General features: G+C 62.2%; 9 protein-coding genes. 5 read left to right on the forward strand and 4 right to left on the reverse strand.

Annotation, left to right across the window (positions count from 1 at the left end; genetic code table 11):
- A partial coding sequence (locus KUV41_RS11840; RefSeq protein WP_222486301.1) for an Ig-like domain-containing protein occupies positions 1–3,638 on the forward strand: 3,638 nt, incomplete at its 5' end.
- 247 nt (positions 3,639–3,885) lie between these two features.
- Here the strand turns inward: KUV41_RS11840 and cobO are convergent.
- Both cobO and KUV41_RS11850 read right to left on the reverse strand, forming a co-directional pair.
- Positions 3,886–4,491: a cob(I)yrinic acid a,c-diamide adenosyltransferase gene (gene cobO / locus KUV41_RS11845; RefSeq protein WP_222486303.1), complete on the reverse strand. Its 606-nt coding sequence runs from the start codon at positions 4,489–4,491 to the stop codon at positions 3,886–3,888.
- A gap of 104 nt (positions 4,492–4,595) precedes the next feature.
- The gene (locus KUV41_RS11850; protein ID WP_308126724.1) at positions 4,596–6,080 is read right to left on the reverse strand and encodes a RimK family protein; all 1,485 of its coding nucleotides are present in this window, start codon (positions 6,078–6,080) and stop codon (positions 4,596–4,598) included.
- 244 nt (positions 6,081–6,324) lie between these two features.
- On the opposite strand from KUV41_RS11850, the gene KUV41_RS11855 reads away from it, so the two are divergent.
- The 4 genes from KUV41_RS11855 to pepN all read left to right on the forward strand — a co-directional run bounded on the left by KUV41_RS11855 (position 6,325) and on the right by pepN (position 10,857).
- On the forward strand, positions 6,325–7,008 hold the full coding sequence (locus tag KUV41_RS11855; protein ID WP_222486305.1) for a GNAT family N-acetyltransferase: 684 nt from the start codon (positions 6,325–6,327) through the stop codon (positions 7,006–7,008).
- 23 nt (positions 7,009–7,031) lie between these two features.
- The gene (locus tag KUV41_RS11860; protein WP_206944859.1) at positions 7,032–7,517 is read left to right on the forward strand and encodes a YajQ family cyclic di-GMP-binding protein; all 486 of its coding nucleotides are present in this window, start codon (positions 7,032–7,034) and stop codon (positions 7,515–7,517) included.
- A 240-nt stretch (positions 7,518–7,757) separates the two neighbouring features.
- Positions 7,758–8,138 carry a YbaN family protein gene (locus tag KUV41_RS11865; protein ID WP_224852175.1) on the forward strand — a complete coding sequence of 127 codons (381 nt, stop codon included), beginning with the start codon at positions 7,758–7,760 and terminating at the stop codon, positions 8,136–8,138.
- An 85-nt stretch (positions 8,139–8,223) separates the two neighbouring features.
- Positions 8,224–10,857: an aminopeptidase N gene (gene pepN / locus KUV41_RS11870; protein ID WP_222486307.1), complete on the forward strand. Its 2,634-nt coding sequence runs from the start codon at positions 8,224–8,226 to the stop codon at positions 10,855–10,857.
- 82 nt (positions 10,858–10,939) lie between these two features.
- Here the strand turns inward: pepN and KUV41_RS11875 are convergent, their stop codons facing one another.
- Entirely contained in the window at positions 10,940–11,227 is a 288-nt protein-coding gene (locus tag KUV41_RS11875) for a hypothetical protein (RefSeq protein ID WP_224852176.1), read from the reverse strand.
- Positions 11,228–11,363: 136 nt separating this feature from the next.
- Positions 11,364–12,986 (reverse strand): cation:proton antiporter family protein, encoded by a 1,623-nt coding sequence (locus KUV41_RS11880; protein ID WP_222164331.1) that lies wholly within the window; start codon positions 12,984–12,986, stop codon positions 11,364–11,366.
- Between the last annotated feature and the right edge of the window lie 45 nt (positions 12,987–13,031).

Genomic DNA, 13,031 nt, shown 5'->3' on the forward strand with positions numbered 1-13,031 from the left:
TGGAGACCACCAGCGGTACCATCGCCATCGATACCGGCTCCGACAGCGTGGGCTCGGTGGTGATCAGCGGCGTGGACGTGACCAACGGCGGCACCGTGCAGGGCACCTACGGCACCCTGTTCGTCAGCGTGGTGAATGGGGACTACAGCTACAGCTACACCCTGGACGACAACACCACCGACCATAGCAGCCAGGGCACCGGCAGCGACGGTATCCAGGACGTGTTCAGCCTGGTGGTGACCGACTCCGACGGCGACGTCAGCGATCCGGCCAATCTGACCATCGACATCAAGGATGACGTGCCCGAGGCCACCGACGACGCGGCCGAGACCGACGAGAACGTGGCGATCACCGTCAACGTGCTGGACGGCAGTGCGGGCGGGGCCGATGTGGCCGGCGCCGATGGTCCGGTGACCCTGACCAACGCCGCGCTGCAGGACCCGAGCCAGGGCAGCGTGACCTTCAATGGTGACGGCAGCGTGACCTTTACCCCGGCGACGGGTTTTGAAGGCGACGTGCTGATCGACTACACCATCACCGATGCGGATGGGGATACCGCTAACGCGACCCTGACCATCACCGTGGACGCTACCCCGGTGGTGGAGGTGAACCCCGAGTCGCCCAATGCGTCTGGCAATAACGAGGTGGACGAAGCCGGTCTGGACGACGGCGGCAGCCAGGCTGCCACCGACCTGGAGACCACCAGCGGCACCATCGCCATCGATACCGGCTCCGACAGCGTGGGCTCGGTGGTGATCAGCGGCGTGGACGTGACCAATGGCGGCACCGTGCAGGGGACTTACGGCACCCTGGTCGTCAGCGTGGTGAATGGGGGCTACAGCTACACCTACACCCTGGACGACAACACCACCGACCATAGCAGCCAGGGCACCGACAGCGACGGTATCCAGGACGTGTTTAGCCTGGTGGTGACCGACTCCGACGGCGACGTCAGCGATCCCGCGGCCCTGACCATCGATATCAAGGATGACGTGCCACAACAGTTCTCGCCGGCGGAGCACGCGCTGGAGGACGGAAGCGGCATCCTGGACTTCGGACCCAATGCAGGGGCAGACGGGGTCAAGGAGATGGTGTTCGACGCCAGTCTGGACGGCCAGCCGGCGACGGATAGCGCAGGCAACGCTCTGAGAGTCGACGGCAAGCCGCTGACCTATCGACTCAGTGCCGATGGCACCACACTTTATGCCGAGTCTGCGAATGGGGCTGAAGATGGCTTTAGCGTGACCCTGGCGCAGACCGGAGACGGCTATACCATCGATGTGGTCGGTGACGTCAGTAATGGCGTCGATGTCGCTGCCGAACTCGAGGACGGCGAGAGCGTGACAGGTGGCTATCTCGCACTGAATCACCTGGATAATGCCAGTGATAACGACCTGCTGGTGTCCAGCAGCAGCGGAGCCGTGGTCGTCGACGATGGCAAGATCGCCGTCGCCACGGGTGCCAGCGTGCGCTTCGATGCCCTGAAGGACCTTGACGCGGGAACTGGCGGCCCGAGCTGGACCGACCATCAAGGCATGGTCAGCTTCTCCCAGCGGGTGCAGGTGGCAGGCGGCGAAGGTGCCACCACGGCACTGGTCATTGCGGCATTGCTCTACTCGCCCGATGGCAGCGCCGGCAGTGGCGATCCCAGCACCGGATCCAGCGGCTATCTTGCCGTGACGCCCGCCGACATCAAGGTCTTCAACGCCATTGGGGTGGATGTGACCAGCCAGGTCAGCGTGACCGCTGACGGCAACGGCCTGCGCGTAACCGGGTTGAAGGACGGCTGGCAGGTGACGCTGGAAACCGCGAGCGACCGGCCCTTTGAAGCGGTGGAAATCACCGCGGCGGATAGCGGCAGCACCAGCAACGATGACCTGCTGCTTGAGGATGCGTCCTATCGTCTGGGCGGCCCTAGCGACGACTTCGATGTCCAGCTTGGACTGATTGGTCGCGATGGTGATGACGACGAGCTATCCGCTAGCCTGACCTTGCACGGAGATGCCAAGGACAAGCTGCTGGTGGGCGGCAACGGAGAGCAGACCCTGACGGGCGGTGGTGGTGACGACGTGATCATCGGCGATGCAGGTGGCACGCTCGATGAGCCCGCTGGCAACTACAACATCACCCTGATCGTCGACAGCTCTGGCAGTATGGGCAACAGCTCTGGGGTCAACGGCAAGTCGCGCATGCAGCTGGCCAAGGAGGCCCTGCAGAACCTGGTGACCCAGCTCAGCGGCCACGAGGGCACCATCAACCTTCAGATTGTCGACTTCGATAGCGCGGTGGGCAACGGCGACACCATCACCTTCACCAATTTCAGCGCGGCAGACCTGCCAGCAGCGATCGCCTTTATCAATGCCATGATCGCGTCTGGGGGAACCAACTATGAGGATGGCTTCGATGCGGCACGGGACTGGTTTGCCAGTCAAGGCAACGGTTTCACCAATATCGGCTTCTTCCTGACCGATGGTGTGCCGACCTACTACCGCGAACCCAATGGAGATCGCGGCGGCAACGGCAGCACCTTTGATCAGACGGTGATGAACGAGTCGGTCAATGCGTTTGGCGAGCTGGCCTCAGTGGCCCAGGTGGCCGCCATTGGGATCGGCGAGGGCATCAATTCCAATGTGCTGCGCTTCTTTGATAACACCAATACGGTGGGTACGGCGTCTACCAACCTAAGCGGCGGTGCGAATGATGCCTTTGATGCGCCGGTGGGGCAGCCCCAGGTCGTCTTGAGCGGTGGCGATCTTGATGCGGCGCTGCAGGAAGCCGCCGCCAGCCTGCTGCCGGTCGGTGCCGATACCCTCAGTGGTGGCGGTGGGGACGACATTCTGGTCGCCGACACCTTGAACAGTGATCATCTCGAATGGGTCAACGCGGCCACCGGCGAAACCTTCACCGCGGGCGACCACGACGGCCTGGGTTATGCAGGCCTGTACGCCTACCTGACCTGGACACAGGAGAACCCAGGCGGCAGCGGTGTGGCGGATCGCATTGCCGATGCGACTGGGTCGGCCCCCAGCGATGAGGAGATTCGTGCCTACATTCGTGCCGAGATCGACAACCTTGGGGATGGTCGCGACGACGGTGCGGCCAACACCCTGGACGGTGGAGAAGGTGATGATCTGCTGATCGGAGGTGCGGGAGCCGATACGCTGATTGGCGGTGTCGGCAACGATACGCTGATCGGTGGCAAGGGCAACGACACCTTGCAGGGCGGTGACGGTGATGACGTGTTGGCTGGCGGCAAGGGCAACGACATCATTGATCTGGGAAGCGGCGCCGATATCCTGGCCTGGAGCCAGGGGGATGCCGGCACCAACGGCGCCCCGGCCGTCGACACCGTCACTGGTTTCACCGTGGGTGGCTACGGGGTGGACCCAGAAGCGGATCGTCTGGAAGTGGCGGACCTGCTGGATGGTGCCACTGACGCCAGCGTCAACGACTATCTCTTTGCTCAGGAAGATGGCAACGGGAATACGGTGCTGCACGTCAAGAGCAGTGGAGGCATTGCCGCTAATGGCAACGATGCCGATCAGACCATCGTGCTCAATGGCGTCACTATGGGAGGGCAGGACTCCGCCACCTTCCTGCAGCAGATGATCGCCAACGACCAGCTGCAGGTAGAGTGATGCGAGCCGAGGGAGGCGTGGCGACAAGACGTCGCCGAGCCGTCAGTCCTCGTCGTTGCAGCGGCGCTTGGTTTCAGCGACGCATAGGTTTCAGCGGCGCATAGGTTTCAGCGGCACGTCGTTTTAGAGGTAGGTAGTAGCTTGAGACAACCGGCCCGGGAGTATGCTCCCGGGCCGGTTATTCTTGCTGCGTGACAGGGAATGCGGTCGGTCTGTCGGCAACAGGGCTACACGATCGGCAGCAGGATCAGAAGTCGATCCCGCGGCGTGCCTTGAGCCCTGCCGCAAAGCCGTGCTTGACTTCCTGCATCTCGGTGACGGTATCGGCCATGGCCACCAGCTCCCGATGGGCGTTGCGCCCGGTGATGATCACGGTCTGTTCTGGCGGGCGGTTGGCAATCGCGGTGCGCACCGTGTCGATATCCAGGTAGCCAAACTTGAGCATATAGGTGATCTCGTCGAGCACGACCAGATAGACCTCAGGGTCCGCCAGCATGCGACTGGCCTGTTGCCATACCTCCTGACAGGCCTGGCTGTCCGACTCGCGGTTCTGGGTGTCCCAGGTAAAGCCGGTCGCCATGATAGCCACTTCGAGATTGGCATCCTGCTCAAGCCGTTCGCGTTCGCCACACTCCCAAAGACCCTTGATGAACTGGACGACGCCCACCCGATAGCCGTAGCCCAGCGCGCGAGTCACCGTACCCCAGGCAGCCGTCGTCTTGCCTTTGCCATTGCCCGTGAAAACCAGCATCAGTCCGCGCTCTTCCTCTGCCGCGGCGACCTTGGCATCGACGTGGCTCTTGAGCTTTTCCATGGCCTTCTTGTGGCGCTCGTTGCGTTGCTGATCGCTCATGCTGGCTCCGATTTTCTGGTCGTGAATGCGCAGGGTAGCCGAGTCGCTCGCTGGCGTCAGCCCGAAGGCCGTCACGCTGGGCCATCACGGCGCCATCGTGACGGTCACGGATCCTGCTTGCCAGCTTCCATACGCCGGGCAAACACGTCCAGCAGGCGATCGTAGAGGGCGTCCCCCAGCACGTTGTCCTCGATACCCGCATCAATATTGGGATTGTCGTTGACCTCGATGACCAGAACTCGCTCGCCGACTTGCTTGAGGTCAACGCCGTAGAGGCCGTTGCCGATCAGTCGGCATGCCTTGAGGGCAGTGCGCAGTACCGCCGCAGGCACATCACTGATCGGATGGCTGGTGAAGCCGCCGCTGCGAGTCCGCGGGCCGGAATGGTCGTAGATCTGCCAATGTCCACGGGCCATGTAGTAGCGACTGGCAAACAGTGGCTGACCATCGAGCACGCCGATGCGCCAGTCGTAGTCGGTGGGAAGCCATTCCTGCAGCAGCAACAGGTCCGAGCTTTCGAACAGAATGCTGGCCTCCCGGGCCAGGGCCTCCGCCGACGCCACCTTCACCACGCCCTTGGAGAACGCGCCATCGGGAACCTTCAGCACCCTTGGAAAACTGAGCTCGCGAGCCTGTTCGATCAGCCGCTCAGCACTGGAGCGGCGCAGCAGAAGCCCTTCGGGCGCTGGCACATTGCGAGTGCGCAGCAGCTCATGCAGGTAGACCTTGTTGGTGCAACGCAGAATATCCTGAGGTGCGTCGATCACCACCAGCCCTTCATGTTCTGCACGCCGGGCCATGCGCCAGGTCGGGTGGTCAAGCGACGTGGTTTCGCGCAGGAACAGCCCGTCGAATTCCGCCAGGCGTGCGCTGTCGCGATGGGTGATCAGCGACACATTGATTCCCTGGCGGCGCCCGGCGCGAATGAAACGCTTGAGCGCACCCTTGTTGCTGGGTGGCAGTCGCTCTTCCGGGTTGACCAGCATGGCCAGGTCAAAACGATAGCGACGCCTGGCCCGTGGGGTGCGCCAGACCTTCAGTGAGTGACGATTCAGGGCGCGGGCAAAGGTGTCCTGCTCGTGCTCCTTGAGTCGCGATAGCGCCAGGGGGCGAAGGCGTGCCAGCCGGTAGCTGTGGCCCTGACGTGTCAGGCGCGCTTCCAGCAGCGGGCAGGGCAGGCGCTCGAAAAGTCGCCTGGCGATCTTTGCCAGCGGGGCGGCATCACACTCGCCAAAAAAGATGGTGACGTCGATCGTGTCGCCAAGCTGCTGGCTGGCTGCCACCTTGCCCAGATCCTCCAGCAGCGGCGCCAGGCCTTCAAGCTGCATGTCGGTGGTAGACTTGCGACGCAGCGTGTTGAGGGTATCCACCGTGGGGATCACCCTCGCTCCACGCGCCTGAGCAAGCAACGAGACATAGTAGCCAGTCCCCAGGTAGCCGAGATCCGCGCACAGGTTGATGACCTGTTCGCTGCCGGACGTTGCCGCCGATGCGAGATAGGTCTCGGCATCGATCACATCGTCGCTGGGGTGATAGGGCTGCCAGTCGCGCTGGCGGTCAACCACGATACGCAGTGCGCACATCGTCATGGGTCCTCGGGCAGGGGGGAAGGGGCGGGGCTCGATCGTTCTGGCAGCCGGCGAGGGAGCAGGAGGAGTGTCTGGTCGAGTGGCGCAAGAATGCACCTGAGCCAGCCGCAAAGCAATATGCTATCTGGGTGAAAAAAATTCATTCATTGACGGCTGACAGCGGGCCTCGGGAGCGACAGAATCGAGCGATATACTCCGTCGTCGCCGACACGGAATTCGTGGCCTTGCATGGAAGTCTTTCTCGATGTCTGTTGTCCTGCGCCCGGCGGTCCCAGCCGATCTCGATGCTCTCGAGTCGCTGGAACGTCGTGGCTTCAGCGGTGATCGTTTCAATCGTCGTCAGCTCAGGTACCTGCTGACCCGCGCCAGGGCAATCACCCTGCTTGCTGTCCCGGCGGAGGCCGGCGACGCTGATGGGGCGGTTCCGCCCGAGGGGAGGTTGCTCGGATACGGCACCCTGTTGCTGCGAAAGGGCAGTCAGACAGCGCGGCTTTACTCGCTTTGCGTGGCACCAGAGGCCCGCGGTGATGGCGTAGGTCGGGCGTTGCTGCTGGCCTTGCAGCAGCAGGCTCGGGCGTCAGGCTGCTCGCGCATGAACCTTGAGGTGCGTGCCGATAACCGCGTGGCTCTCGGGTTGTATCGACGTGCCGGGTTCCGCCTGGATGCCTGGCTGGACGAGTACTACGAGGATGGCTGCGCCGCCTGGAAAATGATCCTGACGCTGGGCGAACCGACAGACGCCCCCACTCAGGCGGGGGGAGCAGAAGGGGGACAGGTGGTGAGACAAAGGACGCCTCGAGCCTCGGCGACGGACTCGGCGAGCGTCTCTTCACAAGAGCAGACGCAGGATCCGACGGACCCTCAGCACGACGCTGAAGAGGTTGGTCCGCGAGGTGCCTCGCAGGCACCGCTTCCAGTGGTAGACTAGCGCTTTTACCCCTTGGAGTGAGCATGCCCTCTTTCGATATTGTTTCCGAATTTGATCGCCACGAGGCACAGAACGCCGTGGATCAGGCCAACCGAGAGGTCCAGGGGCGATTCGATTTCCGTGGCGTCGACGCTGGGTTCGAGCTGTCCGACGAGACCGTTGCACTGCATGCCGAGGTGGACTTCCAGCTCCAGCAGATGCTCGACGTTCTGCGCAACAAGCTGATTGCTCGTAGCATCGATCCGCGCACCATGGACGTGCAGGATGCCGAGCTGTCCGGGGTGAAGGCTCGCCAGAACGTCTTGCTCAAGCAAGGCCTGGAGCAGAAGGAAGCCAAGGATATCGTCAAGCGGATCAAGGACTCCAAGCTCAAGGTGCAGGCGCAGATTCAGGGCGACAAGGTACGCGTCACTGGCAAGAAACGGGATGACCTGCAGAGCGTCATGGCGCTGCTGCGTGGTGATGATGGGCCTGATCTCGCCCTGCAGTTCGATAACTTCCGAGATTGAGCGCAACGCCATGGCGAGCAGGGGCGACGGCCTGAGGTCGGCATCCAGGGCATCGGTAGCCTGTCGGGTGTCGATAGCCGCTAAGGTGCCGAGAGGCTCTAAGGTGTCGATAGCCTCGTGCAATTGGCCCCTGCTCGACCGTTGCGGTTCAATGGGAGTCTCAGCGATCAACGGCCGTGTGTGCAGGGTGGTCAACCGCTTTTTCCACCGCACCCTCTGCCGCACCATCGGAGCTTACCCTTGATAACCACCACACGCCGTGTGGCGTGGCAAATGCTTGCCTGGATCAGCTTCGCCCTTGGCGTCATCGGGGCCTTCGTCCCCCTTATGCCCAGCACCTGCTTCTTGCTGGTGGCGGTGTGGGCGGCATCCAAGGGGTCGCCACGCTTCGCCCGTTGGATACGGGAACACCCGCGCTTCGGCCCCGCGGTGGTGGCGTGGGAAGAATCGGGTGCGATCCCTCGTCATGCCAAGTGGATGGCCCTGGTGATGCTGTCGCTGTCGGTGATCGTGCTGCTGTTCACGGTATCCCTCTGGTGGTTGAAGCTGGGCCTGGTGACGATGCTGGCCGGTATCGCCATCTGGATCTTCACGCGACCCGAGCCCGCGTCCTCGTCCTGAACCGCTCAATGCGCTGCCGGCGCTTTGAGCCTGGCCCCTCCATGCCCGTACAATGGCGACGACTTTTCTGATTGGAGCATCCCCGATGTCCGACCCCCAGCCGATTCATCTCAGCGACTATCTTCCCCCGGCTTACCGTGTCACGCGCACCGAGTTGTCCTTTGATCTGGCGCCTGGCGCGACCCGCGTCAAGGCCAGGCTGCATCTTGAGCGCCATCCTGAGCGCGAGGCCGGCGAAGCGCTGTGGCTGGATGGGGAGCAGCTGTCACTGGTGTCCATCGCTATCGATGGGCGGCCGCTGTCCAATGACGAGTACGAGCTGAGCGACAAGGGGCTGTCCATCGCCAAGGTGCCTGCCTCCTTCGTGCTGGAGACTGACGTCGAGATTGCTCCTGAGGACAACACGGCACTGTCAGGCCTCTATCGCTCCGGGGGCATGTTCTGCACCCAGTGTGAGGCGGAGGGCTTTCGCCGGATCACCTTCTATCCCGATCGCCCAGATGTGATGGCCACCTTCTCCACCACCGTGGTGGGGGATATCACGCGTGAGCCGGTGCTGTTGTCCAACGGCAACCCCGTTGAGCGTGGCGAACTGCCGGATGGGCGTCATTTTGTCACCTGGGAAGACCCGCATCCCAAGCCTGCCTACCTGTTTGCCCTGGTCGCCGGCGACCTCAAGAAGGTGGAAGATCACTTCACCACCATGAGCGGGCGTGACGTCACCCTGCAGATCTGGGTGGAAGAAGAAAACCTCGACAAGACCGAGCACGCCATGGCGTCGTTGAAGCGCTCTATGGCGTGGGACGAGCAGGCCTACGGTCGCGAATATGACCTGGACCTGTTCATGATTGTCGCGGTCAATGATTTCAACATGGGCGCCATGGAGAACAAGGGCCTTAACATCTTCAACTCCGCGGCGGTGCTGACCCATCCGAAGACCGCTACCGACGCCGCTTTCCAGCGCGTCGAGGGTATCGTGGCCCACGAGTACTTCCATAACTGGTCGGGCAACAGGGTGACCTGCCGCGACTGGTTTCAGCTGTCGCTGAAAGAGGGCTTTACCGTCTTCCGTGACCAGTGTTTCTCGGCTGACGCGAACTCTGCGCCGGTCAAGCGTATCGAAGAAGTGTCCTTCTTTCGTACCGCTCAGTTTGCGGAAGATGCGGGTCCCACCGCTCACCCGGTGCGTCCTGAGTCCTATATCGAGATCGGCAACTTCTATACCCTGACCATCTACGAGAAAGGGGCAGAGATTGTGCGGATGCTGTCCAACCTGGTCGGGCCGGAGACCTTCCGCGAGGGATCAGACCTGTACTTCTCCCGGTTTGATGGTCAGGCAGTGACGATCGAAGACTTTGTCGACTGCATGGCGGAAGTGTCCGGTCTGGATCTGGGGCAGTTTATGCGCTGGTACTCCCAGGCGGGCACTCCGGAAATCGATGCCTTTGGCGAGTACGATTACGCCAACTCCCGCTATCGCTTGATCCTGCGTCAGCGTACCCCGTCAACCCCGGGGCAGCCCGACAAGCAGGCGCTGCATATTCCGGTGCGCCTGGGTCTTGTCGGTACCAAGAGCGGCAGAGACCTGAGCATGACGCTTGACGGCGAAACCCTGGGCCGTGACGCCGTCATCCATCTGCGTGAAGACGAACAGGAGTTCATCTTCACCGACATCGAGGAAGCGCCGGTGCCCTCCCTGCTGCGTGGGTTCTCAGCGCCGGTGAAGCTGTCGTTCCCTTACTCGCGGGAGGACCTGGCGTTCCTGATGGCTCATGACAGCGATGGCTTTAATCGCTGGGACGCTGGCCAGCGTCTGACCCTGCTGGCCCTTGACGATCTGATTGCGGCTCATCGCAATGGCGTCGAGAAGGTCATGGACGGGCGCTTGGTCGACGCCTTCCGCGCGCTGATCGAAGAAGGCAACGATGACAAGGCGGTATTGGCGGAGATGCTGCAGCTGCCGAGCGAGGCCTACATTGCGGAGCAGCAGCCGCTGGTGGATGTGGATGCCATCCATGCCGCTCGGATGTTCGTGCAGCAGTCATTGGCTCGGGAGCTTCGCGACGAGCTGATGGCGCTCTACCACGCCAACCAGAGTGATGCTCCCTATGCCCCGACGCCAGAGCAGATCGGGCAGCGGGCGCTCAAGAACGTGGCGTTGTCCTACCTGATGAGCATCGAGGACGAGGCCGCGATCGAGCTTGCCCAGGCACAGTTCGATGCCGACCACAACATGACCGACGTGCGCCACGCACTGACCCTGCTGGTGCACAGCAGTCGTTCGGACATTGCCGACCCGGCCCTCAAGGCCTTTGGCCGTAAGTGGTCCCATGATCCGCTGGTGATGGATCAGTGGTTCAGCCTGCAGGTGACCCGCCCCCAGGCAGACGCTCTGGATCGGGTGCGTTACCTGATGGAGCATCCGGCCTTTTCGCTCAAGAACCCGAACAAGGTGCGAGCGTTGATCGGCGCCTTTGCCGGGCAGAACCGGGTCAACTTCCATCGGCTGGACGGGGAAGGATACCGTCTGCTGGCGGAAGTGGTGATCGAGTTGAATCGCCTGAATCCGGAAATCGCGGCACGCATCATCACGCCGCTGACGCGCTGGCAGCGCTTCGACGAGGCGCGCCAGGAGCTGATGCGCGCTGAACTCGAGCGGATTCGTCAGGAAACATTGTCGCCCAATGTCTACGAGATCGTGGAGAAGGCGCTGGCCTGACCCCGGACTCGGAAAGATGCCGAGAAAGACGCCGCCCTGTGGGCGGCGTCTTGCGTTGGCGACATCTAAACCGTGTCAGCGGTTACGGCAGCAGCATGCCCAGGGTCAACAGGCCAAGCAGGGCCCACAGCAACGCCGCGACAGCTGAGCGTGCGAGAATCGCCCGCAGGGCTCGCCACAGGAAGAACAGACCCAGCACCAGCAAGGCCAGACTGAAGAACGAGGGAGCGATACCGAGGGAGCGAGACAAGCCATCGATGAAGCCTGCTGCCGCATCATCAAGGCCGGTAAAAAAGCCTCCCAGGGTATCGACGACCACCCGTATCAGGGTGCCCAGTGCTTCGCCCAGCCAGGTAAAGAGATCTTCCACCGCCATGCATCCTTGTCATCGATCGTGTACCGCTCCGCAACGCCGGTCGAGGAGGTAAGAGACACGAGTATCCTTGCCATGGGGAGGCGGGGCAACTACCGCCGCAGTGCACCCGCTCCACGCCACCTCGGCTCGGCTAGCCCAGCTGCTGGGTACGCGAGATGATACCGGCTTCCTCGGCGGCACTGTCCGCCAGGGCACGGCCCGCCTCGTCGTAGACATGGTAGACCGCATGGGCGCCAAGCTCGCGGATGGTATCGATCTCTTCCAGGTATTCCACCACCGCAGTGATCTTGCCGGGAAAGTGGCGGCTTCTCAGCTGCTTCAGGGCGAACAGGTTACCCGCATGATGGGGCATGGCCAGCACGACCAGCTCGACCTGCGAAGACATCAGCATCTTGTCCCAGAAATCGGAGTCTACCGCGTCGCCTTCGACGATATTGAAGCCCTTTTCGGCCAGGGTCTTCACGCTTTTCGGGTTGGAGTCCACCCCGAGTACCTTCAGCCCGTATTCCTTTGTCAGACGCCGGTACACGCTGCGACCGATGCGACCCATCCCCAACACCACCGCCTCGGCATCTCCGACTTCGATGGGCCTGTCACTGGGTGACAGCGCCGATTCATCGACCTTGGGCAGGCGCGGTTCGAGCCATTGGTAGAGGCGTTCGCTGAAGGCATTGAGGATGGCTGAAGCGACGAAGCTCAGTGCTACCGCCAGGGACACCACCACCAGCCATTCTGGCGCAAGCCAGCCACTGGACACTGCGATGGCGCCCACGATCAAGCCAAACTCCGAATAGTTGCTGAGGCTCAGCGTCGCCAGTACGGATGTGCGGTGGCGCATGCCAAAGCGCATCAGTATGAGTTGATAGAGCAGACTCTTGAGCGGCAGCAGTACCACCAGCAGCATCGCCAGCCCCAGCAGAGACCAGCTAGGCAGGGCGGTAAGACCGATGCTCAGGAAGAACCCGACCAGCAGCAGTTCCTTGATGTTGAACATGGACCGCGACAACGTCTGAGCGGCGGGGTGGGGCGCCAGCAGCATGCCGATGATCAGCGCGCCCAGATCGCCCTTGACGCCTACCGCCTCGAACAGGCCGTAACCCAGTACCAGCGCCATGACGACGCCGCACAGCATCTGCATCTCGCCGTGACCCATACGATCCAGCAATTTACGCAGCAGCGGCGCAAGGGGAATCAGAGCGAACAGTCCAAGCGCCCAGGGACTGGGCAACTTGCCGGTAGACGCAGTGAGAAAAATCACCGCAAACAGGTCCTGCATGATCAGGATGCCGATGGCCAGGCGGCCGTAAGCCGCCTGGGTTTCACTGCGTTTCTCCAGCACCTTGACGACGAACACCGTACTGGAGAATGACATGGCGAAGGCCAGCACCAGCAGTGTCGTCAGATCCAGGCCCGCCAGCAACCCGTTGGGAGATGCCAGCCAGCCCAGGGTGACAATGCCCTTCAGGAGCCCCAAGATGACAACAAAAAGTACCACTGAGGCCAGCATATGCAGGCTGGCGCCGCCCCAGACGTCTGGGCGCAGCAGGGTCCTGACGTTGAGTTTCAGCCCGATGGTGAACAGCATCAAGGTTACCCCTAGGTGCGCCACCAGCGTGAGCACAGGCGTTTCATCGTAGCCGAGCACGTTGAGAAGAAAGCCGCCGGCGAGAAAACCGACCAAGGGTGGTAGTCTGAGGGCCATGGCGGCCAGGCCGGACAAGAAGGCGGTCAGCACAAAAATAGGTTCAATCATGCAGGCACTCGGTCAGAAGGGGCTGATAGTGATGACAATTGTAAG

It is taken from the genome of Halomonas sp. DP8Y7-1, assembly GCF_019801685.1.
Lineage (GTDB): Bacteria > Pseudomonadota > Gammaproteobacteria > Pseudomonadales > Halomonadaceae > Halomonas > Halomonas litopenaei_A.

Bases quoted from the DNA above. Each gene is read 5' to 3' on its own strand.
- KUV41_RS11880 (WP_222164331.1), bottom strand. From the start codon at position 12,986: ATGATTGAACCTATTTTTGTGCTGACCGCCTTCTTGTCCGGCCTGGCC.
- KUV41_RS11850 (WP_308126724.1), bottom strand. From the start codon at position 6,080: ATGACGATGTGCGCACTGCGTATCGTGGTTGACCGCCAGCGCGACTGG.
- KUV41_RS11855 (WP_222486305.1), top strand. From the start codon at position 6,325: ATGTCTGTTGTCCTGCGCCCGGCGGTCCCAGCCGATCTCGATGCTCTC.
- cobO (WP_222486303.1), bottom strand. From the start codon at position 4,491: ATGAGCGATCAGCAACGCAACGAGCGCCACAAGAAGGCCATGGAAAAG.
- pepN (WP_222486307.1), top strand. From the start codon at position 8,224: ATGTCCGACCCCCAGCCGATTCATCTCAGCGACTATCTTCCCCCGGCT.
- KUV41_RS11860 (WP_206944859.1), top strand. From the start codon at position 7,032: ATGCCCTCTTTCGATATTGTTTCCGAATTTGATCGCCACGAGGCACAG.